Raw genomic sequence first — 23,969 nt, forward strand, 5'->3', positions numbered from 1 at the left:
AACTCGTGACGCACCGTCCAAACCAGAGCTTTGCCACTCATACAGATGTACCGCTGCTTGCCACGATCGGACGATCAGATACAGCTCTCAAAAGGGTATACAGCGACGTATTCCGTCATCTCATCCATTCGCGTTGGGTCTCGAGTTACGACAAGAGAGCCGCATCCAATGAGCGATGAATGTCGAGCCTCGTGCATAACTGCAACTGTCAGTTAAGGCCCGATATTGATAATTTCTTAGGTGAGCTTCTCACACTCTTTCAGCAAACAAATCGCGGTCTCCAACCGATCCGGTGTCGGTTCGGGCGGATTGCCTTGCTTTGTGGTGCCCGGGGTAAGTGTCCATCCACCTTCATCCATTACGACCTTCAATCTTAGTATTTGTTTTCCACGCGTTCTTGCGTCCGCGAGTCCGCGACCCACTGCCCAATAGGCATGCTGGGCCATAATCCAAACGTCAAAGATCCGAGTTAGGAATTCAGCTGGTCTCAAGGCATTCCATGCTTCGGCGTTCTGCTTTGCGCTGCGAAGCGGGAGCCTATCCGCGCTTTCGAAGGTATTGGATTGTTCAGGGGCTTCACTGAGACAGAATACCAGAGCGCGGAAAATTGCGCTGGTAAGTCGATTGCCGTTGCAAGGTTTTCTGTGCAACTCGACTTGTAATTGGCGAAGGAAATCGACGGGGTTTCCTTCCACATTCACGGACCGCATCCATTCGTTTGCTGTTTTTGGAATTTCCGCTGCCGGCTCCAACTCATCCAGAAAAGCCCGTGCGATTTGACCGCTTCTCATCGGTCCTTGAAACAGCAAACCAATGGCCCAGAAAAGCAGACTTTCCAATGCAAGACGGAACAACTGACGAACTTGCAACGTACGCCATTCATCCGAAGCTGCAGGCCTGCTAGACGCGTTTCTCCACGAATGCGGCAAATCCGCCATTCGCGTACGAATAGCCTCTGGTGAAGGATCGGGCTTCTGGAGATCCGAATAAGCCGCGGCCAGCAGTGCAATCCCATCACGCCGGATGTTGTTTGCATCCCTGCCGCCGAGCCGGCGAAACATCGTTTTCTTCTCTGTTTTTGAAATATCGTTCATGCCCCAAAGTGCGCCCCATCGGCTGGCGTCATTCCGATTGACTTTCACCTCACCAAATTTGTTGAACGCTTCGTGCCCCAGTTCATCGCGAATTGCGTTCTCGAATTCATCAAGGAGAGGAGCTAGCCGTGGGTCGGGCTGAAACACCCCCAATCCTTTTTCAATTGGGATCAGCCATCCGAGAGTGCGGAGGCTTGGGCCGTAGTTCAAAGGGGAAATGAATCCTGTTGAATAGCGGCGCATATTCCTTCTGGCTTCCCACTCGCTACCGCCGAAAATGTAACTTTTCTCCGATATCAGGGTTTGCATAGCTTGCCGTCCGGGAAGATCTGCATTGGGGTCGTTAAGGAACTGCGACCATGCATAGATCGCTTCGATGCGATCAACGAAATCGCGCATCTCAGCGTCGCTCGCACGGATTGCATTTTCAGTTTCGACTATCGTCCTGACGCGTCGCCAAGCCCAAGCCATAACAACGTAGGGGCGGATATGCCTAGCTACGTTATTTAGGTCGGGAAATACTCGATCCATAAGGCCAAAGTTAATCTGTCTCAAACCAAGAGGGTCAACGCCGCCGAGCTCGGTTTTTGATGGTGCCACGATGCATGGCTCGCTTTGCTGTTGGGCCTCTTCCAGTAGGAACTCAAGTGTCTGCATACCTTAGCAATCCTTGTTGAGTATGATGCGCGCGCAGCAATCGCAGCGGGTGACACCATTTGTGCGCAGATCCGAGCGCGCTATCGCGGGGAGACGGATACTTTTGAGCGGACAGTAGTCTGTTGGCGCTTCGACAATAGTGAACTTGGCGAATTCGTCCGGGTCCTCGATCGCACGACGTAGTTTTGGCCAAAACTTAGAGGCCTTTAAGCTGTCGAATCCACTTTCGGGACCAGATGCGGTCGCAGCGGCAATGTAAGCGCGAATCTGTTCCCCCATCGTTTTGGCTGCGCATACTTTCGAGAGTTCCGATAACAGATCGGCTTTGGGGTTTAACACGTCAACAAAAGCGGAAATGCAAGATGGATCGACTGTCAGTTTCTCGGGGTCCAACCCGCGTTTGAGCAAGAAGCGTCGCGCAGTTATTTCTCCTGAGCGGTGATGAGGTAAGCTATGAAAGAGAAGTGCTGTGGCAATGATGATGTCGGCCTCCGGTCCCTCCACTGCAACAATCTGGCTCAGGATCCTCCAGACCCAAGATTGAACTTCTGTTGATTCAGGTCGGATGCGATCTGTTAGAAAATGGGCGAGCGACAAGGCAATCGGAGCATTTCGTCCCTCAGAAGCAGGATCGAGCATCTTTTCAAGTAGTTGACCAAAAAACTTCCGCGACTTGTCATTGTTCTTATCGTCTTTTGAAACCTGCTTGGAGCGCGCCGCCGTATCCTCCTCCTCGCTATCGTCGTCCATGGTATCGCCACTTGGCCATGGCCCTCGGTTTTGCGCGAATGCTGCTCGAAGTAGATCCATCGATCTTCGCCATGCATAGTTTTGGCCTGCATCCTGCATTGCTATTGAAGCGTGCATGGATTCCGACACGGAGCTGAGATCGCCAACTGTTATTGTAGTTGCTTTCCGAACAGCGCCCTCGGTCGATTGTCCGCTCAGTCCATTCATTGGAGCATTGGGTAATCGCGTGGGGTCCTCGTTGAACCACGCGAGTATTGCGGCAACATCTTCTGGGGTATCGGTGCCTGTGAGCATTGCGATGAGCTGGGTTGCCAGGGCACCGGAGCGCCGGATCAGCTCCAGCGCGATAGTGACTGATAAAAATCCCTCCCAAATTTGTGGTCCTTGTTGCAACCGAAGAATATGGCGTCCGGTTTGGAATGAATCCAATTCGACACTGCTCACATTGATGCAGAACTGACCTTTTTTATCTACATAAACTTCGCCAAGTTCGTCAGCTCGCCGAGGGCTTCTGAGATGCGCCTCAGTTGTCCCCGCTCTAATATGCGTCAACACATTGCCGACAATGATATCACCATCAAGCTTCGCGGAGAGCATACCAACTCCATCTGAGTAAACGGTATCCGCCTCATTGTCGTCGGCTGGCAAAATCGCGGGAGGTACGCCAGGAGAGGTTTGCCAGTACGATTTTGCGTCTCGTTGTACGCGAAGCACGTTGGCCTCGACGTTACGCCCATGCAATCCGGCTTCAGTAGCGTTTGCACTGCCTGAAAGGAGAAGTCGCCCTCGCCGACAAACAACTTCGATTGCTTTTCCATGTAGCCGTCGCTCGTCACTGGCAAGGTGTTGAACACCAATCGCTTTCCATGCCTGCAGCGCATCAATTGGCCAGTCAGGCGTTGAGTCACCCCAAACGCTTCCTGCCGGGTGTGCGTGGATCTGGATGTTGTCGCAGCCCGTTTCGGCAGCCAACCTTGTCAGCCCCTTTCCGTCCAGATCAAAGTAGGGTGAAACGATTATGATCTGTGTCGCGCCGCCGAGGTCGTCGGCATATAGTGCGATTTGTTCAGCAATAGGCGCATCCAGACTGTGAAGCAGTCGAACCCGACCATCACGAATACCTCTTTTAGCCGCTTTGCGCAGATCCTCGGCGATCTCGTTGCTTGCATCCCCAGCTGAGGTTGCGACTTCGTTCGAAGAGCCAAGTGCTTCAAAAAATGCTGCGGTATCTTCAAAAGCATCAGCGGCGAAGCTCGGGTGAAGATGTTCCACAAACTCAAGGTTCCCGCCCCAGCCAGAGAATGTTAGGTTTCCTGAACCCACAAGCAAATGTGCGTCATCTTCTCGCGATAGAACACTAACTTTGGGGTGAAAAACGCCAGAACCTTTCCGGACGACCGGCGCAACTTCGTAGTCACGGCCAACACGCCGCGCGCCTTCCTCGCTCAGCGCGGCGCGAATACCTTCAGGATCGGAGAGTATCAGAGAAGTCGAGCTGCGCCCGCGTACCAAAGCGTCCAAAATTACCGCCTCAAAGAACGAGAGGCTAAGAGCGTATGTCGTGAACGCTGCGCGGCTCCAAGAAGCGGCGGCAATGAGGTCAACTGGTTTCAAGGAAAAAATTTAACCTTATTAATATATTGGCGTCTATCTGAGAATCCTGCATGAAACAGGTTCGACCGGACGCGATATTGTTTTTGGCCTCAAGCAAAAAAGCAACGGCTATTTGTTCCCAGTAACAAGCAAAATACATACAGCGAGTTAGACAGGCGCTTGAGCTTCCAAACCAGGCTGCCAACGCGCCAAATTTTTTTGCCTACTCACACAAACTCGCTCGCATCGCTTCAATTTCTTTTCGTTCAATCTCAGAAATCTCTAGGTTGTACTTCCGTGTCACACGAACAAACCTAGTTACGTATTCACATTGAAACCCACCTGATGGTGGAACCCAATCAAGAGGCCCTTTGGCTCCTTTGTCTTGATTGACGTTGCTCGATACTACAAACAAGTTGGTCGGGTCATTGGCAAAACTGGCTCTTTTTTCGGCAGGCCAAGAGTGAGCACCTCGGTCCCACGCCCACTTTAACGGAACCAAATGATCGATCTCTACATCCTGAGCAATAGTCTTGACATTGCCAGTATAAGGATCGAGCCACCTTCCTCGAACGACCGTACAATTGCTCTGCGATAAGGTTACGTCTCCTGTAGACATCTCCTGCAAAACTTCTTGCCGAGTGTTTTGGCAGTCGCCATCATTGTCGGACCAGCCACCGAACAGCGAGCGGTCGTAGCGGGCAATTTTTGCCTCCGTCTCGATCTCTTCGATTAAGGATTGTCTGTTTGGTGTTGCACTGAACACCACCCTGCGCGAAGAAATTTGGTCCTCTTGTCCGTCTTCACTAAGTACGGGGCGAACGGACGAGTAGCCAACTGCAATTAGGTGCTTCCTCGACCATTCCAGAAGCTTGGTGTCTGTAACGAAGTCCAGGCAGGTACGTAAGACAGCTTGTGACCTTCGTTGACTAAGGTCCAAGTTTCCTAAAAAGGCCTCCCGCGGGGATGAATTTCTTCGCCACTCTGACGAAGCGTGACCTTCGATTTTTACCTCAGCGATATCGACCCCTGAATTGCGAAGTGTAGACAGCCACGGCTGGCAAGCATCCGCTAGGAACTTAGCGAGGCTAGGAGTAATGTTTGCTTTCCCTTGATCAAATAGCACCCTGTCAGGCAGGATTATTGCACCGGCGTCATCTATATGGCCACCAATGGTGGCAACTATACCGCCAAGCTCCGACTTCAACGCGCCAACGAGAGCAGCTTCTTGGGCTTCAGCATCCTGGATTTTTCCGGATATTCCCTCCAACGTCCGCCCAGCTTTTATCAGGTCGTCAAGAGCGGCCATTTCGCGCAGAAGTTTTTTTGCCTGCCCCGCTTCGACAAGGTCAGCAAGATTTCGTTGGATATCTTCAGGCAGGCTTGCTGCAGCATCTGTCAGGCGCCTCAATTCGTCTTCGTCGATGAAGCGCCACTTTTCTTGAGGATTTTCAACGCTGTCCGGCGTAGAAAAATCCATGCCGTTTTCTTTGAGCGCTACGAATGCTTCAATTGATCCATCATTGATAGAGGTCAGCACGGTCTGCCTTTGCACCTCTGTGAGTTGCCTGAATGCAGTTACATCTGGTGTGTTTTTCTTTTCTTCCTCCCATTGCCAAAACGCAAATAAGAGAAGAAGCGCAAATGCAATCAGGATAAACGCTTCCGCCATCGTGAGCCCCATGATAGCACCGCGACGGTAGTTTCGATCTGACTGTTGCACACTAGTCACTAAGTATCAGACCTCTTGGCACCCCAAAAACGAGGCCTTTGGGGAGTGACAGTGAATGGCTCTTCTACAGCCGCCCCAAGATCTTCCGCCGACGCGTTTTGCTCAGGCACTCCATGCTCAAAAACTGCGTCCTTAGGCAACTCGTCCAACCTTTCTTTGAAACGGTCCAACGCTGGGACAATCCTCTTTTCCATTGCATCTGCGGCTCGTCGAGTGATTTTGATGTAATTCAACATCGCTTCATCCTGAGCCTTAAGCCGATTTTCAGCGGTCTCTAATTCAGCATTTAATCGCTTCCGGCGGTTTTGAATTTCTTCGAAGGACTGGCTTTCTTGCTCTTGCAAACGGTTTTTTAGATTCTGTATTTCGGACACCAGTTCAACGAGTGCCGCTTGGTTTTCTTTGTTTGCTTGCAGAATTGACGCCGTAATCTCAGTTATTGCTCTCTTGGACGCCTCTGAGAAGGACTTCTCGATGTTTTCCGCCAATGTGCTAGCCGATTGTTGTAACGCTTCCCGATGATCCTTCACAAAGTCTTCAGTTGCTTCTCTGAGCCTATTGTCCCGTTCCGTTGCCATCTGAATCGACTCTGTGGAAAACGCTTTCATCTGCGACATCGTACCGGAGAGATCTTTGCGAAACTCCGCATATGCCCGATTGAGGTCTGCACGAACCGCTCGATCCTTCGCAACGAAATCAGGGCGCATTTGCATAAGTAGAACCCGCAAAAATACGCCAAAAATCGTCGATGACAATGCCACTCCAAAGCCAGAGATAACTTCCGGGATCGCTATAGGCTTGCCTTGATTGGCCGCTGGATCAGCCATCTGATAGAGAGTGAACGCCAAGCTAGCCAAGGTAAACAGAAACCCAAGGTAATAGCAGTTATCACCAATCGCTTCGGGCTCAATTTTAAGGCGGCCACCGGCCCAAGCGACAAGTGCATAAGCTGACAAAACTGCGGCAGAATACCCCGCTGCAACGAACGGGTGGACACCCATGAGTTTGAGAATAACTCCTCCGAAGACCCCAAGAACGAAGGCTAGCATAAATGCTACTCGGTCTAGGTTTTCACGTGGTGCCACATCATGAAATTTGGAAGTTCTTGATCCCATCTTAAAGGTCCCCCAAGGAAGTAACACTGGGAGGGCTACTGCCTTGTTTGTCGAAGTACCTCGTCCAAAAATCTTCAACAGCAGTATTTGAAGGAGCGTTTGAAGTCAGCCTTGGAACGCGCAGGATTTGAATGGAAACACCTGAGAGGTTTCCAGCTAGCCTTTGCGGACCACCTTGTTGCACAAAGTAATCCCATCCTTGGTTCCGGTAAAAGCTCAAATTGTCACTGTGTTGGAGCATGTCGGACACTACGATTATTTTTCGGTTGCCAGATGTGTCTGCAAAGTAGGGGGTTTCGGAAACAAGGGACTGAAGCGCTTCCATGATTGGAGATTGATTCTCTTTCTTACCAGACATCATTGATTCCAGGGTGGCCTCAATAGGAACAGTGAACTCGCGCTCGTAACGTTCCGCGATTATTGTTGGGTTCTCATAGAGTCCATTGGCATCAACACCAGTCGCGGGCTTGCATTTTGCGAATTTGGCACCCCAGTTGACGCTCGATTCACTCACCACACCTAAAGCAATCATGGTATCAACAGATGCTTCACGCACTTCGCGGGCGATAATTGTCTTTAGTCGAGCTTGCTGCGTTTCACTCAATGGATCAGTCAAATCAAGAAGAATTGAGACTACATTGTGAACGCCTCCAGTGTGACATAGCGTTACCTCGTCAACTTCAGCTTTTGAAATAAGCTTTTGGGAAACGAAACCTATGCCCGCCATCAATCCGATACAGGCAACGATAACTATTCCCCAAACGAGGTTGTTTGCCTCGGCGCCCTTTCGACGTTGTGTACGGCGGCGTTTTGAATAACCACGTTTTTTGGCCATTATGCCGATCCAAGCCTCTCATCAGAAACCACCTTGAGAGGGGGCTCTCCGTCGACGTCGAAACTTCCCAATGAAGATTTTTTGGACCGGTCGATAAATGTGCCTTCTAATTCGTCAATTTCATAGTGTGATTTCACGGCTTCATGAAAAACTGCAAAAATTTCATGGATCGACTTCGTCACCATTTCTGAGACTTCTTTCGCCTGCTCTTCTGCCTCCTTGCGTCTGGTTAAATCTTCTTGAGTGGTTTCGAATTTCTCAAAGGCGTAGGGTTCGTTGAAGTACTCAGGCGGCCCTTCATTCCTTGCGGCTCTGTTCGCGTCCCGATACATCGAAAGAAGGTAGTTGGCGGCTATGTCGCACTGTTCCAAGAACGGCTTCAGATTTGATTGAAGAGCTTTTTGACCATAAAGCGCATCGATTGAATCATTGATGTTTCTGCGAACCTCATCATTGGCAGCGCGCAAACCGTTCACAGCATCGTCTCGATGCTCCGCTAGCGTCTCAATGGATTCCTCAAGATTAGCGACATAGTCATCCCTAGCGTCAATCACATCCTGAGAGACTTTCGAATATCCAGGGTATGGGTCTGAATGATTGTAACCTTTAAGGAATGACAGTATCGAAATGAACAATCCCAAAGTAAATAGTACGTAGGACTCCATGGTGTGCAAAACGATTGGGTTTGCCACCATGGTCTGCACGGCTGCACTACCAGCTTGGCGCCAATCACCAATACGTTCCACGGCATCCCTGAAATGTGCGACGCCCGCGTTATATGTCAGGGCAAACACAACCCAGGAAAGAAAGAAAACGAGGCCGCAAAGTTTTTTTACGAGATTAGCGATACCCTGACAGTTTATGTATCTAGTACCCACTCCAAAAAGGGTGCTTAGGGATACGTTGCCCACTGAAACGAGAAGAGCCGCGAGTAGCCCGCCCAAAAGACCTAAAGTGTTCTTCTGAGCAAAAAGGTAAGCGTTTCCACCAGATTCTAAAATGACCAGTACGAGCGACAATCCGATCAAAGCTACCCAACTTGAGGCGTTTTTTGCAGGCCTCTCCAGTTGGTTGATTTCTCTAAACTTGTTGCGCCATCGGAAGGTCTCTTGAACCCGCTCTCTGGGGGTGACCATCATGGATTTCCATTTTGTCACCTCCTCAGCAAATTTTGCCTTTGAGTCACTTGCTTCTGTTTCCACGAGCATTCGGGCAGATACTGCCTTGTTCAGACGTTCAGCGTAAACTCGGCGATTGGTTTCGTAGTTCTCAAGTCCTCGCCGCCGGAGATCCTCTACACGCGCGATCGCTTTGAGTTCAACATGATCAAGTGTCTTCGCATTCGGTTCGGGTTGATTTGCCGAACCCCTAGATGCTCCCTCAGACTTTAGATCTAAGTCTGTCGCCAACCGATCTTTATCAATGTCGGGAAACACTGCTGCTGTCGGTAGAAACTCGTCCGACTTAAAAATTTCTGACAATGATTTCAGCAAAGGAGTTCCCTCTTACCTAACTCGCCATTGGGCTTATCGAAATGTCGCAAGAGTGGCTTGATCCAGGCAAACCGCGTCCGCGAAGTAACTGATTTTGATACAACAGAAACGCTCGGAATAGCCGCGCATCAGCCCTGATGAATCGTCCATGGCGGACGCTATCACACTGATACTTAGCTGCAAGATTGATCAGCAAAATCAAATTCATCCACCTGCTAAAACAGCGCACCGCGACCTTTGACTGCTGAGCGCAAAGAGAAACCGGCTTTCCATTGCAAACTTCGCTCAATTGCCTCAGTTTCTGCAGTAGCCGGCCTGTTTGAGTTTCGAACGAGCTGCTCGAACCTCATATTGTTTGTATCGACCACCTGAATACCGCGCGCAATCCAAAGCAAATCCGTTGGCAATCAAAACCGCAGCCACATCATTGCCGTTCACATAGCAGATTCCAATCATTCGATCGTATGATCGCTCTCCATTGAGCTCACAGGTCACAGTCTTTCGATGCACCATCTTCAACATCTCAGCCTTTGCTTGCTGTCCAGCCTCAGTACCAAGCTCCATGGCATCAACACCATTTAGACGTACTTTGATGCCTGCAACAATGATTGTGTCACCATCAATAACACGGGCTTTGCCCTCAATTTTCTGGCCTGCTGATGCTATGCTGGCTGCCGTAGCCGCTACCGCAAGTATCCCGTAAAACCAACTCTTCAGGTCGAACACCTCAAACATGGATGAACTCAATTATTTTAGTGGCAATGGTAGGGTTTTTTTCCGGCGTGGCAGCACTGGCCAGGCGGGCTGTTTTTACGGCACCCGCCGCTATGCTCTATATCTTCTGTAGTTGAGAACTTCGGTTCAACCGTCTGTCTGGCATAAGCCGGAACCGCAAATAGAATGGCTACAGCGCTAAAACAAGCAAATAAGTTATTCATATGAACGTGCTCCGACAATCTACACAGTTACACAAACTAATTGTGGGCCGTTAGATCTTTATGCATTTTGTGATCGGACATTCTTTTGTGATTTTCTGCCAATCTTCCTGTGTCTACAGCCTTGCCCAAATGTGTTTGTACTATTGATTTTCCAGCAACACGTGAGCCGTTTGGCGCCTTCGCTCCACAGGTCGTCCAGCACAAACCGACTCTTCTCTTCAGCCGAATAATGCTTGAAGGTAAATGCTCCGAAAACCAAGACGACTTCAGCACTCATCAATTGACTATAGGTTCATTCTCCGGTCGCAGTCGGAACAGGATATGCGTTGCGCTATCGCAGCATCGAAACCTTCCTAGATGGAGGGCCGGCAGCAGATTTTCGCCACGCTAGGTACTAACCACGTCGCAGAAAGCAGGCAGCGGACACGCCGTTCTGCACTAGTGGACCTGTGCAGAATGCCTATCGCATTGCTTCTAGTTCACGGTGTGAGGGAAATTCTTCCAGTGCCGCTTTAATCAAGCTTTCGCGCGAGATGCCCGCACCGCCACCACCCAAGGAAATCAATCGGAGCGCGGCGAACCACTGCGCCCTTCCATTGCCGTTCAGTCTCAGTCGTGAAATATCGCCACCAGCCCGCAGCCAAATATCTTGATCCGACGGCCCAAACGGAAATAGATCCGGCATGATCTGCTCAAGATCGCGATGACGTTGAAAAGCTGCCGACGACATCGTTTTGGCACCGCCAAATGCGAGCGCAACAGGGAAATTCTCCTCCAGCCCGCTCGCCTTGAACACTGGATGCTGTTGCCCTGGGACAGCCCGTCTGACCTGCTCAGCCACGTAGTTGAAAAGGTCAAAAACCCGCACTGTTCCGTCGTTAGAAGCTGCTGCTGCACCCTTGAGACCCGATAGCATCGCAGTCGTAAAAACGCTGTTTCGCTCGCCACCAAGCACCAGAGACGTCTCGGTTGCGCGTGACGACGCGAAAACGACACGACCAGCCCCTTGTGCCAATTCCTGCAGTGACTTCTCGTCGAACCCATCGCCTACAACATCAAGGCCAGCCTCGCTCAAGCCAGACTTCAGCGAGGTGGAACCCGCAGCATGACATGCATCAATCGCTATGACGACGCGCGGCGCATTGATTGCGGCGATCGCCGCAGACAGCTCGGTTTCTCCGAGTGACGTCCCGGCAAGATCCACTGGGTCGCAATCGTAGGGGATCAGCGCGCTTGTCAGGTCGGCTGCACTACCCAGTCGTGCGCCATGACCAGAAAAGAAAACTGCGACTGTGTCGTCGCTTGTCGCCGTCGCCGCAAGATCAGCCAGCGCACTTCGGATGTTGTCCAGTGTAGCTTCGTGGTCGGCAAGGACAGTAACGTTCTCCTCCGGATAACCGCAGTAAGCGGGCGACTTTAACATGTCAGCAGTGTCGACTGCGTCGTTGTGCACCGCGATCGGAAGGCTGCTAACAGTCTCGTACCTAGCGACACCGATGACCAACGCACGTCCCTGAATGAACTTCATTGCCATCTCCATTGAGAAAATTGTGAGCCAGCCGAATCCCGAAACAGCGGATCTGCGGCCAGAAGGCTCAGTTTCCGATTTCCAGGATAGTCAATCTGCATCTGCTTGATCAGCTTCTGCGCAAGTGGAGGCTTCCCACTCTTTACGGCGCGGATAGCATGACGCCATCGCTCTTGGCCAGTTCCATGGTTTAGCAGATCAGCAGTCCGACCACCCGCACGTTCCCACATAGAATCTTGATCTGGGCCGTTGGGAAAGAGTTCGGCTGCCACTTCTATAAGCATTTCCCACTTCTCTTCGGAACTAGGTGGCGACATCCCCAGCACAAGACGATCAAAAAAACCCATCAGAGCGACGCATTGGCGAAGAGTAGGCTCAACGTCTTTACGGCCAGATCGATAGATTAAAATCATGTCATCGACAGCGTAGCGTAGCTTCCTCAATGACAAGGTACGTCCTAGCAGATCCGCATCTGCACTCAAGATCGGGTTGGTCGCGTTGGCAGCATCACGAACCCAGCCGCGGATCCATGCATCGTCGAGGCTGTCCAGAGAATTAATGATATCCAGACCCTCTGCAATCCTCCCAACCTGAAGACGCTTCATGAGCTGGTTGAACCTCGGGTCAATCACGATGCATTTGGCGAGTTCGGTTTCGATCATTGCGTTTGGTTCGACGGACCCATCTCTATCAAACCAGGCATCTGCCGTTGCCATTAGCATGCGTTCTCGTGTCGCGTGGGGCAATTTTCTCCAAACCTCGGCCCTCCGCGGATAATTCGAGAGATCCGCTAGCGGCGTTTCGGATAGCAGATGTAAGATATCTACAGACGGCCTAATGCCGTTGATCTGTTTTTCAAGCAAACCTTCTAAAATCTTCTTTGGGTCTTTGGGTCCACGCCATGCGTCCCGGTCAATCTTTAACGCCGCAGACCATATAATCTGGTTGCTAGCGATATCCATATCACGCATCTCTAATAGCGACGGATCTTTGGCAACCTTCTCGCCTGCGATCGCCAGTACACGACCATCGGGCACGCTTTCCACCACGTCGAGGATCTCAGCGGGCGTCGCACGTCGCATAGCGAGTTCCATCCCGGCGGTGTCTTCACCGGGCTCTAAGTCACATTGAATTCGGGCCGCCTCAACTGGTTCCATGCTCGCGCCCGCTGCGATGGCATGAAGCCGGAAAAGCCGCCGCTTCGCGGCGACGTTCATGATCGGTTTCGCTGTCTGGGTGCCAAGGCTTCTCGGGGCCGCGGCTTCTAGCGCAGCCAACCGGCTTTTGTCCTTTGAGACAAGAGTGATTAAAGGGGGAACCAAGCTTGGCTCAGAACTCACCCAACGCCAAAATCCGGCAGCAAACTGACCGCGAGTTGCAGAACTCGATTGCTCTAAACCCTTTCTTGTTGCTTCACGCCATGGAGCGACAGCACTATCGCCAACCAATGCTTCGGAGACGATCGTTACCAAGTCTGCATCGTCTGTTGAGGCGAACTTGTTCCGTTCCAGCCAACTCTCCATGGCCCGCCAGACACGATCGCAGGTATCGAAACTTGATAACGGCAGATTTCGAAGTGCCAAAATGTCCGAAGGTCGGGCGTTGGGGAATGCTCTCACGAGACGGTCAACTATGGAACGTTTCTCAACCTTCCCCAACTTAGGGTTCGGCGATAAGCGCTCAATGAGCCGGGCAGCAGAAATAAGGCTTTCAACAGCATCAGGTGTCCTGACCACCAAAGCGAACGCCTGCTCGAGCAGTTGGAGATCTTGAAAGCTGTCAAGACTTGCACGGATCCTATCACCGAATGCGCGTAGTTCAGCCCCCTCATCGGATCCTGCCAACATAGATGCGGCTTGAGACCGATCATCCCCACACTGACCGACAAGCCGCTTCTGCTGCCACCGCCCTCTTAGAGCTTCGGGAGTGCAGACAATATCTGGTGCCGGAGTATCCGCCACGTCCCTGGGACCGAAGCTCAGTCGAAAGTAGAATGATCTGCGCAAGGAAGGCCAAAGTCGAGCCCAAAGGGCCACCATTAGCTCCTCAAATCCCTCTGTTCCTATGCGCACCACAGGACCGGTACCGCGCGAGACCAGAGCCCTCGCGGTGGCCGCCAAGTCAGGAGTCACAATAGGTTTTCCAGATCCAAAGTTCACTTCCAACGGTGCAACCGCTGTAGGCAGCGCGTCACAGGAAGTGAGGAGGTATTCAAGGAGCGGTTGAAGGTTATCGACAACCTCAATCTCATTTAAGTCACAAACCAACGCGTGAGTGACAGCCATACCTGCACGTTCAGCCGTCAGATCCCTGAACATCCGCGCGATTACATACCGGTCACCGATAGGAAAGCCCGACGTAACCGGCGACCAGTCGGAGCCAGGCGGTTCAGTATCGGGAAGATCCAAGCGCTGTGCAAGTACGGCCGCAAACTTTTGGTCGCCGCTCGCGCATCTGAGAGCGAAACCATGCTTTGTGTTACCGAAGAAGGCTTGATCGACGCGCATGCTAATCTCCACGTTTGATCAAGCGCCAGCTGTGAGCAGCTGGTGGATTGGCAACGTAAGGTCTCGATCTTTTTTGCCATCAGGCTTGATCACATAGCCAAAATGCTCTGGCCCCAAGCTCGCATAATCCCCGTCGCCTGTCGTCGGGCTGAGAGGACGTTCCAGAGAGGAAAGACCCATGATAAGCGCGTGCTTCCAGTTCGAACGAATGAACGCCGAAACCAATGGAAGTCGCTCTTCCAGTGCCTCCGAGGGTGTAGTTACGATCTGGGTTTCGTCCCAACAGGTGAGGAGTATGCCGAAACGAGGGAGGTGCTGCGCCTTGGTCGTAGACCGATGCGTGAAGATAAGCATCTGTAACAACTCAACTAGCCTCGCTTGGTCAGAAAACTCGACTGCGTGATTGTCGATCCGAAGGTCTCTCAGATCAGATAGCGGTTTAGAGAAGATATCGTCGCCAACTCTGGTCTGTTGAAGTCGAACAAGCAGTAGCCACGCGTCCGCTTGATCGACACGCTTTTGCCAGTTTTCCGTGAGCCGTCGGCTTTCGATCATGGACTTGATTTGCTCGCCACCGTATTCAGGCCACACTATGTCTGCCTCGTACCCATTAGAATCAATGACGGGCCAGACACTGTCGACGCTAACGGCGCGGGCGGTGTGACCAGCCGCACGCCCCTCATCAAGCTGCTCCAAAGCTGCCTCAAATGCCTCGAGGTTCGTGGCGGCGCCGTTCATTTGCAATGCTCCTGGGGCCTGCATGAGACGGCGGAGCAACTGAGCACCGTAGTGGGTTTTCCCGACGCCGCTTTCGCCAACGAGGAGAATTGAGTTCGATGTTGCGTTCAATACTTCTCCCTCCCGCACATAAACAGGGGGTCGAGCGAGACTGACGTGGGTGGCGGCAGCCGAACGCCAGGTCTCTTCACGCCCAACGCCCATACAAGGAGTTCAACCAATCCTGTACCGGTGTTCGACGACGCATCACCGTCAGTAGCACCGATCACGCTGACGGAATGTTCGACAGTATCGGGCATGGCACGGGTTACAGCGCCGCGCACAGCTTCCTCCATTTGTTCAGAAATTTCGACGTCAGACTTGGTCCAAGCGAGAGCAACGGGCCGACCATCTCGTTCAGAACCCAGTCGCATTGCGAGTCGCTGCAACGACCCACGTGCAGCGCCCTTAGACTCGCCAGCCAGCGCTTCGCGGTCGGCCACAATGATGAAGGCGTCAGCGTAATCCGATACCCAGCGCGCACCTTCACCTAGGTCGGATTTCGTATTTACTGCCCACCGTTGGAACCATTCTCCAGGCGCGTCCGTAAATAAATAGTCCATCGGTTGATCACCGTTTTCGCTTTGAAATCTGAGGTGAAGGAGGCCGGGTGCCCGCCCACTTCGGCTGGTTGTGTGGGCTGGAAACTGCGGAGGCTGACCGGGCGCCCAACGGAGTGAGCCTGCGGCCGCCTCCCACCCCGAAAGGGTATAGGAACCTGCGAATAGCAAGTCTCTGGTACCTATCAGTCCTCTTCCGAGAAGGAGATACCACGCTGCAAGCAAAGTAGTTTTGCCTGCGTTTTGCGGTCCGATGACGCCGACAACAATTGGTTTCCCGCGCCCGGCAACAAAGCCCAAGTCAGTAAGACCAAATGCACTACCTGACCATGGCAATAGCATCTCTCCTGAAGTGCTCTCCTCAGACTCTTCGGACACCTTGGAGCCATTCCAAATATTACACTTCGAAAGGTCAGTATGGCCCAAGGCACACCCGGTATCAGGTGCGAAGCACGTATCGTTCGAGCATTTTTCCATGATCAGGACTTACCCGGGGAGCGACGCTTTGTAGGCAACGCGTCATTTGCGGCTTGCGACGCCTGGAGCTCGCGGAAGATCCAGCTCGCCCACGACACCGCATCAAGTTCGGAACTGGGCGAAAACCCGGTCAGTCGTTGGAAATCATCCGCGTTTCGTGCATTGGCGTGCTCCGGATGGCCAATCAAGGACAGCAGTGGCCCACGTCCTTCCGGTGCTTCCGCGATTTTTGCAGCGACGGCGCGGAGCGCCGCGAGATCAACATGGTCCTGCGCTTCTTCCACGAGTTCGCGAACATTCTTCTTGGCTCCGACATCCGGTGTGTTCAGGCTCAGAACCGTCTCCCCTAAAAAAGCTGACACACTAGCTGGCGTGAAAAGTGGAACTGTTTCGAAAAGGTCGAGCGCCATGAGCGCGGCGGCCGTTGTCGGGGAAAGTTCGCGATAGCTCTTTGCGGCAGATGGAGAATACAAAGCCTCACGCCACCAAAGAAGATTAGTTCGCCGCTGAAGGCCAGCAGTGGCTGCACTGAAGGATTTTAGTGTCTCACCGACAAAGTCGGAAATCGCCTCGGCCATGCCATTAAAGGGAGTAGACAAGTCTGCTTGACTGACATTGATATTGGACAATGCGGAATTGATCACACCGGCAATCGCAGTCCCTGATCGATTTCCGAATTCTTCATTCCATTGCGCATTTGAGTTAGGCCAAAACTGATTACCTTGTGTCGGGCCAGCTGATGCTTGCGGTCCTGCGGCGGCCTTCATAGATTTCTGCAGGTGTTCCTCTGATACCTCGGACATTGAGATCTTTGGACCGTCAATATCCGGTTTTGTATACTTTATAGGCTGGACCGAGATGCTCTCTGGCGTCGCCCATTCTTTCACAGCCCGAGTATCGACGCGGCTCTCAATCTGTTTGACGATATCAATCCAGATATCACGCTCGTTATCGACGGGGAGAAGCGGCAGCGCGTTGCGTGCTGACGCCACAAAACAAACGCCTACCCGATCGTCATTACTAGCTGCTTCGACGATTGCGTCGAGAAGAATAGCGCGAACTACAGAGATAGGCATAGTAGCGAAGGTGTTGCGATATGTCGCCCACCTCTTTTGGAGCGCGGCAAGAGCCTCTTGGACTACAGGATCGTTTTCCGGCGCTTCAGGGTCGAAAGCGATTAGAGAATAGCTTAGTGCTTTCGACGGCTTCTTTTTCAAAGCGCTCGCGAGGTCTTTAGCTGCCTGTGATAGTTTTTCCAGCTTGGCGTCATCTCCACCGACGTCGATCAAGCCTTTGATGAGAAAACCATGAAGAATAAAGTTGTCCAATCACTCAACCCCTTGTTGTTGAAATCGGACATTAAATGACAGTGCGGAGAAGCCAAGTCGAAAAGTAGGCATAAGATGCCTCTGCGCGTCTGCCCTCATTGGATACCATTCTGGCTGTTAATCGCCTTCGCACGGTTTACGCCCAGGTGGAGAGCTATCGGAAAGTGTCAGGCGCAGCCGCCGTCCCCTCCCTCCTATGCCAGATGCACGTGTCTTTGTACCACCTACCGGATAAGAGACGGCCGCGCCGCAAGAAAGGTTTTGTCCGTGTCTGTTTTCACTATTCGGAGCCGCCTTACACCGAGGACTTTGCAAAAGCCTGCTCTAAGCGCATTTTTGACTTTCTACAGCCGAGATGCTGCTAGGTAGCGAATTGGAGCTTTGTCTTAAGAGCAGTTAATCACGTCTGGTGTGGCGAATGTCTTCTTCAAATCCATGGTGTTGATCGCTGCACGTGGATCGAAAGGCAGCTATCTAACATCCGGCACATTGCTCCACTCAGGTATGTTTGCTAAGCAAAAACCAAATTGGATGGGATCAAAGGAAAAGACTTTTTTCTGCCAATTGTAGCCGGGACAAAGCAAGGGACCAAAATGCAAGGAACCGCGACCGACGTTGGATCGGTGCTGGAATGGTTTGACCACAAGCAGACTGAAAGCACAGTTCTTGCTTTTATCTGTGCTCACACACCCGAATTTCGATCTAAAATCGAATACCTCATTACCAATTGGGCATCGGTTGATACCATGCTGTCTGCCGAAATCACACTCGTGCTTTTCGGACCTGATGCAAGAAGTAACGCGCTGGAAACCAAGGAGTATCCCAGTCCTGATGCCAGAGATTGGGTTTTGGGCGTTTCCGGTCCTCACATCGCGGTGCAAGGAGCAACGACTGGTGCGGACTTTCCATTTTTGCGGTCCGGAGAGCTTTGGGACGAACTCGATGAAGAGCAACGAAGTGCGTTCGTCTCCAAAACAATTCAGAACGTGGATGAGGTACGAGACCGGGCTGGCCTCTCGCGGAGTCAACTACCCGCGGTAGTGCTCTATCTCAAAGGACTAGAGAAACCCTTAGGGATTCCGATTCCTTCAATCGAAAGTAACGATCAGATTCTAAAGTTAATTTCAGACATTAGGCTGACATACGACGATCTTTTATTTTCTAGACTTAAGGTGGTGGCAAACACAAATTTCGAAATAGTCGAACTTAAGCGAAGGGTTGATCAATTTAAAACTCACGAAGCAAATCTAGACCGTCTAAAGTCTGCTTCGGTTCGTCTGCTAGAGGAACTTCGTGCCAAATACTCCTTGGATGAGGGGATTATTGAGAACCTAAAGCTCAGTATTGAGTCAATGAGATTTCCGGCCAACATTGCTCCTCACCTTGTCGATGCTGGCATGGCTGAAAGAGCATTTCGCGACTCGAGAACGCTTGCGCTTCAAAAGAACTTAACGGAAATGTCTAAGCGCTGCCTCCAGATATCTAAGTTGGCGGTTTCTGATATTCCGCTGCTCACAAGATCAAACAAGTTTGAAGAAAAGTTGGCACTGCTCAGGGACCTACGGTCTCAGCTCGAAGTGTATTCGAATAGAATTAGCAGACTATCCGAATTTCGTAGCAGCATAAATCATGCGTCTGATGGCGTTGCCCTTGTCAATGAGCAGATGAGTATTCTTTCAAGTCTGTATCAGAGGGTCGGCACTTTGCTTAGGGTTTCTCTTGGTGGTCCGTAAGCAGTCCTTCAGTGAGAATGGACTAACGGCAGCTCGGCCAGTGAAGTAGTTGTTCACGGGGCTCGACGCGAACGGCAACTTAGATCTCAACCTGCAAGTGGATCAGCGGCTCGGAGTTGGCGAAGCGTAAACGGGTTCACCATACAGATGGGCGTATTTTCGAAAGAGATTTAAGCTAACTGGACGACGTTTATCGGTTGGACTAGCCTGCATTGAATAGGACAAAAATGGACGCAGAAGGACGCCTAGTGCGATTCCTAAACGAGGAATCATATAAATAAATCAAATGCTTGAAATGATATGAGAAACCTCTTGGGGGTATTTTTTGGGGTGTGGAGTGATGTTTAGTATGATTTCAGTAAGCAATTTGAAGTACTTGCAGATTAAATGGGATTCCGCCCCCGGCACCACTTCTATATGTAACCCATTGTTCAATCAAAGTTTATTTGTGGATACAGTGAGGGCGTAATTCATGGCGTAGGATAAATCGGTGTATTTTTCGTTCACCAAGAACGCATCTATTATTTTGCCGCGGGCTTGTCTTTGCGTAGATCGTGTTGTTCAGAAATTTAACTCTTCAAGCTGAGCAAACGTCCACACTGGATTTTGATTACGCACGCATCGGCTTTCGATCAAAATTCCCCGAAACCAGCCGAAAATTGAAGTTTTTGCTGCTCAGAATTGGTCTCGATTTAGGTACCATCTCAGACCCTAATCACTCATTTAATAGCGCCGAAAGTTCATCCGCCCCTTTTTGCAGAATTCCAAGAAACGACATTAGGCTGTTGACGTCATGACGTTGGGTCGGAGCGTGAACTGAGAGTGTGCCAACCAACCTGCCCTGCCCGTCCAGAACGGGCACAGCAAGCGCCGTCATTCCGGCCATAAATTCCTCATCATCCGTGGAAAAACGATTCACGGCGATGTTTTGGATCTCTGCTCGCAAGACTTTGGGATCAGTCAGAGAACGTTCGGTATTTGGTTGCAGGTTTCCTGCTGAAAGGACACCATCCAACGTTTTCTGCCGCAGTGTGGACAGGTACATCTTGCCACTTGCGGTGCAGTGAAAAGGTACTTTTGTACCGACAGGCAGCTGAATTCTTAGCGGCCACTTCGTTTCCACCCGGTCTAGATAGATCATACCTTCTCGGTCAGGGATGGCGAGATTGCAGGTCTCACCAACTTCATCTGCAACGCTGCGTATGATTGCCAATCGGGCCGTACGCAGGTGCTCTGAAGACATGGTATTGACCGAAAGCAGTCGTAACCGGCGCCCTGGGCCATAAGAACGCCCATCAAGATCGCGTTGCAGGAAGCCTTCGGTTTCTGCGGTATGCAGGAGGCGGTGGACGGTCGGCTTGGCCAGACCAAGTGCCTCAACCAAGTCTGAGGGTTTGACAGCAACACCACGTCGCGCCACCTCCTCGAGGATCAGAAGGAGGCGCAGGTTGGTCGGGATTTGAGTTTCTTTGTCTTGTGTTTCCGTCTCAGCCATCCCGCAACAGTCTAGCTATTTGGCAGCAGGATCAAGGCCAGATCGGGCACAAGCGACACTAATATCCAGACCGAAAGAAGCGCTACCAGATAGGGCACTGTATACCGAAGCAACCGGAAATAGGGCACACCTGTCACTCCCGAGGCCACATAGAGGTTCAGCCCGTAGGGCGGCGTGATGAACCCGATGGACGCCCCCACAAGGAATATCACTGAGAAATGGATTGGATCGATCCCAACAGAGGCCGCAATCGGCGCAAGGATCGGAGCCAGGATTATCGTGACAGGCAGGCTTTCCAGTACCATGCCCGAGAAGAATACGATCACCATTGATGTGAACAACACCGCGTAGTACCCGCCCATCGAGGTTACAAAATCCCCGATGGTTTGCTGTGCCCCTAGCAGAGACAGGATCTGCTGCATCACCACCGAAATGGCGATCAATGGCGCGAGGATGCCGGTGATCTGGGCCGAGCGGATCACGATGGAGGGTATTTCAGGTATCGTAAAACCTTCGACGACGAACATCTCAGCAAAGCTCTTTTCGGTTGGCAGTATGTCGTTCCGCGCGCCCATGATCCGGTTGATCGGATAGCTGACCAACCCTGCGATCACGCAAAAGCCAACCGTCACGCCTGCTGCCTCGGTCGGGGAGAACTTGCCGGTGTAGATGCCCCACAGAACCAAGCCGATGGCGAAAAACCCAAGCCATGCTCCAAATGCGGTCTTCAGCACCCGGTTCAATTGCAGCGGTATCAGATGACCCCAACCGTTCATGCGGCAGATGATCCAGCACGCAAATTGCATACCAAAGACCATCAGCGCGCCCGGAAGGATACCCGCGACGAACAGCTCGGAAATCGGCAGGTTCATCAGGAAGCCATAGACGATGAAGATAATCGACGGAGGGATGATAATCCCCACCGTTCCGCCCGCGGCAGCGGTCGCCGCGCTGAAGCGTTCGTCATAACCACCTTTGACCATCTCGGGATGAAGCATCGACCCGATGGTTGCAGTCGTTGCGGAGTTCGAACCAGAGATCGCGGCGAAAAGTCCACAAGCGCCCAGAGACGCCATGGCCAACCCCCCGCGTATCCAGCCCAAACAGGCATAGGCGAAATCGCTGAGCCTCCGGGCAATGCCGGACTTGTTGATCAGATCTCCGGTCAGGATAAAGAGCGGCATCGCCAGCAGGGCAAAGCCTTTATTGAACACATTCAACAGTTCGGCACCCATGTTATCCAGCGTCAAACCAAGGACGAACGAGCAACCGATCACCCAATATCCGATGACCAAAAAAACAGGTACGCCCAGCATGAACAGAAACGTGACCCCAAGCGAGATCAGTGTAACCAAAGTTCCATCTGCCATCAGTCTGCTCCGATCACGGCCTGCTTGATCAGCGGCTCGCCTGTTTTCCAGTTGTGCAGATCGTCAGCGAGGTTCTGAAACACGCGTCCGACCATCAGAAAGAAAGACAGCGGCGCGGCCAGAAGGAACCACCACTGCATGATATTGTCAGTACCGAGTACGATCTGGAAATTGGACGCCGAAAGCGCGACCAGTCGCGTCGTCGTCACGATGACGATAACCGCGAAGATGAACCACAGCACCGCATCGAGGATCAGGCAGGCCAGTTGCCCGCCGCGCGGCATGGCGGTGCGAAACTCGCTAAAGCTCAGATGTGTGCGCAGGCGGACATTGTAGGACGCTCCGAACCACGCCATCACCATGAACAAAAGGGGGGGAATGGTGGTTGACCACGGCTCTTGGTCGTTGAACACAAACCGGTCGATCACACCCCAGAAGATTATCAACGCAATCGCGAGGTAGGAATACACCATCACCGACCGTTCCAGATGGCGTTCGACAAATGGCACTGCCCGATAAATCAGCATGATCACGAACCCGCCAATTGCCGAGACTACTGCGCCCAACACCCAAGTGGCGTCGGATTCGAGTGCAGATTGAATCTCGAACGAATCCTGGCTGAGAAAGGCGCTGAAAATCGCGCCGATGTCTGCCCAAAACGACATGAACTCCGTCCTCCCAGTCGGTGTGTATTAGAACCGGCCCCCTTGGGGCCGGTTCGTCTTTTGTATCAGGCTTCGCCCTTCCACCAACGACGAGGTTCAACGTTCTCCGGCAGGGTGTCTGCCGGGATCTCGCGCGCGATGTCGAAGATCTCCTGATAGGTATCGATGCCGCCCGCCCATTTGTTCAGACGTTCGCGCCACTGGGCCCAAGGTTCTGGGTTGTAGTTCGGGGCGCACATCTCTTCGGCCAGCTTGATCTGATCGTCAGCCAGGAAGGCCGGGCGTACTCCATTTTCGGCAAAGATAGTATCAGGTAGCTGCGGCTCCGAGAAACCGACCGTGTTCAGCAATGCGGCTTCATTTGCACCCTGAATCAACGCCTGAGTGAAGTAGGAAGACTCCATCACAGCGTCTTGCAGCTCACTACCGAGGCTGTCGAAGACCTTTGCAGACATTGAGGTATGTTCTGTGCCGCAGAAGAACTTCAGGTTGACCGACTGCGAAACCACGGGCGCCATATTGGCGTATGCAACGGCCGACGCCCATGTTTCGGCACCGTCGATCAGGCCAGTTTTTAGCGCATCCAGCGTTTCCTCCCATGCCACCGGCACCGGATTCAAGTTCAGTAACTGCATCGCAATCCGGCCCAGTTGTGTGCCTGTCACGCGGTTCTTGGTGCCAAACAGCTCTTCCAGCTTGGTCACGGTTGGTTTGTCTGCAAAGGTCGAACCCATCTGCAGCCCGCGCAATTCGCAGTGCGTGAACAGGAACTTCAGACCATGACGTTTCTCCAACGGATCACGCAGGATGCGCTGGCTCGCGGGGCTATAAAAGAAGTGATATTGCGCTGCCCGGCTAGGGAACATGTAAGCATAGTCCAGCACGTTCAGGTAGGGTGCGCCACCTGCCGAATTCTGGGTCGAGGCCGCGTAAATATCGACGATTCCCTGTTGGGTTTTTTCCACGCAGCTCAGCTGACCACAGATCTGATTGTCGCCGATGAACTCGATCCGAATCTCACCATCAGTGCGTTCTTCCAGATCCCGAGCGAATTCGATCGCGCCGGCGCGCTCGATTAGCAGATTGCGGGTGTTGAAACCTGAAGCACCAAATTTCAACGTGTGCTTCGGCTCCTTAGAAAAGCGCTTTTCATAGGTCGATTCGGCCGCCTGCGCCAGATTCGCCAGGCTCATCGCGCCACCAAACCCGCCTGCCGCCAGCAGTGTCGAACTCATGCCATAACGCCCGGCTACGCGAAAAAAATCTCGCCGGGAAATGCCACTTAGTTTCTTACCGATCTCCATTGCTTACCTCCCTGATCG

Annotated in this window: 17 protein-coding genes; 1 reads left to right on the forward strand and 16 read right to left on the reverse strand. The window is 52.1% G+C overall.

The window, feature by feature from the left end; all coding sequences use genetic code 11:
- Positions 1-236: 236 nt before the first annotated feature.
- The 12 genes from ACR0KN_RS06030 to ACR0KN_RS06085 form a co-directional block, all read right to left on the reverse strand.
- A complete protein-coding gene (locus tag ACR0KN_RS06030; RefSeq protein ID WP_480652129.1) occupies positions 237-1,751 on the reverse strand; it encodes a hypothetical protein in 1,515 nt (504 codons plus the stop codon).
- Between the two features lie 3 nt (positions 1,752-1,754).
- Entirely contained in the window at positions 1,755-4,022 is a 2,268-nt protein-coding gene (locus ACR0KN_RS06035; protein WP_480652131.1) for a hypothetical protein, read from the reverse strand.
- Positions 4,023-4,317: 295 nt separating this feature from the next.
- Positions 4,318-5,766, reverse strand: coding sequence for a GmrSD restriction endonuclease domain-containing protein (locus ACR0KN_RS06040; RefSeq protein WP_480652133.1), 1,449 nt, complete (start codon positions 5,764-5,766; stop codon positions 4,318-4,320).
- Positions 5,767-5,825: 59 nt separating this feature from the next.
- On the reverse strand, positions 5,826-6,875 hold the full coding sequence (locus ACR0KN_RS06045; RefSeq protein ID WP_480652135.1) for a hypothetical protein: 1,050 nt from the start codon (positions 6,873-6,875) through the stop codon (positions 5,826-5,828).
- 67 nt (positions 6,876-6,942) lie between these two features.
- Positions 6,943-7,776 (reverse strand): hypothetical protein, encoded by an 834-nt coding sequence (locus tag ACR0KN_RS06050; RefSeq protein WP_480652137.1) that lies wholly within the window; start codon positions 7,774-7,776, stop codon positions 6,943-6,945.
- A complete protein-coding gene (locus tag ACR0KN_RS06055) occupies positions 7,776-9,269 on the reverse strand; it encodes a hypothetical protein (RefSeq protein ID WP_480652139.1) in 1,494 nt (497 codons plus the stop codon). Before ACR0KN_RS06055 ends, ACR0KN_RS06050 begins: the two co-directional genes overlap by 1 nt.
- 294 nt (positions 9,270-9,563) lie before the next feature.
- Positions 9,564-10,004, reverse strand: coding sequence for a thermonuclease family protein (locus ACR0KN_RS06060; RefSeq protein ID WP_480652141.1), 441 nt, complete (start codon positions 10,002-10,004; stop codon positions 9,564-9,566).
- 663 nt (positions 10,005-10,667) lie between these two features.
- Positions 10,668-11,735, reverse strand: a complete 1,068-nt coding sequence (locus tag ACR0KN_RS06065; RefSeq protein ID WP_480652143.1) for a caspase family protein — start codon at positions 11,733-11,735, stop codon at positions 10,668-10,670.
- The gene (locus ACR0KN_RS06070; protein WP_480652145.1) at positions 11,732-14,242 is read right to left on the reverse strand and encodes a GAP1-N1 domain-containing protein; all 2,511 of its coding nucleotides are present in this window, start codon (positions 14,240-14,242) and stop codon (positions 11,732-11,734) included. Before ACR0KN_RS06070 ends, ACR0KN_RS06065 begins: the two co-directional genes overlap by 4 nt.
- A gap of 18 nt (positions 14,243-14,260) precedes the next feature.
- The gene (locus tag ACR0KN_RS06075; protein ID WP_480652147.1) at positions 14,261-15,184 is read right to left on the reverse strand and encodes a TRAFAC clade GTPase domain-containing protein; all 924 of its coding nucleotides are present in this window, start codon (positions 15,182-15,184) and stop codon (positions 14,261-14,263) included.
- Positions 15,088-16,056 carry a TRAFAC clade GTPase domain-containing protein gene (locus ACR0KN_RS06080; RefSeq protein ID WP_480652149.1) on the reverse strand — a complete coding sequence of 323 codons (969 nt, stop codon included), beginning with the start codon at positions 16,054-16,056 and terminating at the stop codon, positions 15,088-15,090. The genes ACR0KN_RS06075 and ACR0KN_RS06080 overlap by 97 nt, the downstream gene beginning before the upstream one ends.
- Positions 16,057-16,058: 2 nt before the next feature.
- The gene (locus ACR0KN_RS06085; RefSeq protein WP_480652151.1) at positions 16,059-17,384 is read right to left on the reverse strand and encodes a GTPase-associated system all-helical protein GASH; all 1,326 of its coding nucleotides are present in this window, start codon (positions 17,382-17,384) and stop codon (positions 16,059-16,061) included.
- Positions 17,385-17,911: 527 nt separating this feature from the next.
- On the opposite strand from ACR0KN_RS06085, the gene ACR0KN_RS06090 reads away from it, so the two are divergent.
- On the forward strand, positions 17,912-19,117 hold the full coding sequence (locus ACR0KN_RS06090; RefSeq protein WP_480652152.1) for a hypothetical protein: 1,206 nt from the start codon (positions 17,912-17,914) through the stop codon (positions 19,115-19,117).
- Between the two features lie 715 nt (positions 19,118-19,832).
- Here ACR0KN_RS06090 and ACR0KN_RS06095 read toward each other — a convergent pair.
- The 4 genes from ACR0KN_RS06095 to ACR0KN_RS06110 all read right to left on the reverse strand — a co-directional run bounded on the left by ACR0KN_RS06095 (position 19,833) and on the right by ACR0KN_RS06110 (position 23,951).
- On the reverse strand, positions 19,833-20,612 hold the full coding sequence (locus tag ACR0KN_RS06095) for an IclR family transcriptional regulator (RefSeq protein ID WP_480652154.1): 780 nt from the start codon (positions 20,610-20,612) through the stop codon (positions 19,833-19,835).
- Positions 20,613-20,623: 11 nt separating this feature from the next.
- Positions 20,624-21,982 carry a TRAP transporter large permease gene (locus ACR0KN_RS06100; RefSeq protein ID WP_170542806.1) on the reverse strand — a complete coding sequence of 453 codons (1,359 nt, stop codon included), beginning with the start codon at positions 21,980-21,982 and terminating at the stop codon, positions 20,624-20,626.
- Positions 21,982-22,647: a TRAP transporter small permease gene (locus ACR0KN_RS06105; protein WP_319546399.1), complete on the reverse strand. Its 666-nt coding sequence runs from the start codon at positions 22,645-22,647 to the stop codon at positions 21,982-21,984. Before ACR0KN_RS06105 ends, ACR0KN_RS06100 begins: the two co-directional genes overlap by 1 nt.
- A gap of 65 nt (positions 22,648-22,712) precedes the next feature.
- Positions 22,713-23,951 (reverse strand): TRAP transporter substrate-binding protein, encoded by a 1,239-nt coding sequence (locus tag ACR0KN_RS06110; protein ID WP_480652156.1) that lies wholly within the window; start codon positions 23,949-23,951, stop codon positions 22,713-22,715.
- Between the last annotated feature and the right edge of the window lie 18 nt (positions 23,952-23,969).

Source organism: Ruegeria sp. AP7 (assembly GCF_056539905.1).

Bases quoted from the DNA above. Each gene is read 5' to 3' on its own strand.
- ACR0KN_RS06030 (WP_480652129.1), bottom strand. From the start codon at position 1,751: ATGCAGACACTTGAGTTCCTACTGGAAGAGGCCCAACAGCAAAGCGAG.
- ACR0KN_RS06040 (WP_480652133.1), bottom strand. From the start codon at position 5,766: ATGGCGGAAGCGTTTATCCTGATTGCATTTGCGCTTCTTCTCTTATTT.
- ACR0KN_RS06045 (WP_480652135.1), bottom strand. From the start codon at position 6,875: ATGCTAGCCTTCGTTCTTGGGGTCTTCGGAGGAGTTATTCTCAAACTC.
- ACR0KN_RS06050 (WP_480652137.1), bottom strand. From the start codon at position 7,776: ATGGCCAAAAAACGTGGTTATTCAAAACGCCGCCGTACACAACGTCGA.
- ACR0KN_RS06060 (WP_480652141.1), bottom strand. From the start codon at position 10,004: ATGTTTGAGGTGTTCGACCTGAAGAGTTGGTTTTACGGGATACTTGCG.
- ACR0KN_RS06065 (WP_480652143.1), bottom strand. From the start codon at position 11,735: ATGAAGTTCATTCAGGGACGTGCGTTGGTCATCGGTGTCGCTAGGTAC.
- ACR0KN_RS06070 (WP_480652145.1), bottom strand. From the start codon at position 14,242: ATGCGCGTCGATCAAGCCTTCTTCGGTAACACAAAGCATGGTTTCGCT.
- ACR0KN_RS06075 (WP_480652147.1), bottom strand. From the start codon at position 15,184: ATGGGCGTTGGGCGTGAAGAGACCTGGCGTTCGGCTGCCGCCACCCAC.
- ACR0KN_RS06080 (WP_480652149.1), bottom strand. From the start codon at position 16,056: ATGGAAAAATGCTCGAACGATACGTGCTTCGCACCTGATACCGGGTGT.
- ACR0KN_RS06095 (WP_480652154.1), bottom strand. From the start codon at position 20,612: ATGGCTGAGACGGAAACACAAGACAAAGAAACTCAAATCCCGACCAAC.
- ACR0KN_RS06100 (WP_170542806.1), bottom strand. From the start codon at position 21,982: ATGGCAGATGGAACTTTGGTTACACTGATCTCGCTTGGGGTCACGTTT.
- ACR0KN_RS06105 (WP_319546399.1), bottom strand. From the start codon at position 22,647: ATGTCGTTTTGGGCAGACATCGGCGCGATTTTCAGCGCCTTTCTCAGC.
- ACR0KN_RS06110 (WP_480652156.1), bottom strand. From the start codon at position 23,951: ATGGAGATCGGTAAGAAACTAAGTGGCATTTCCCGGCGAGATTTTTTT.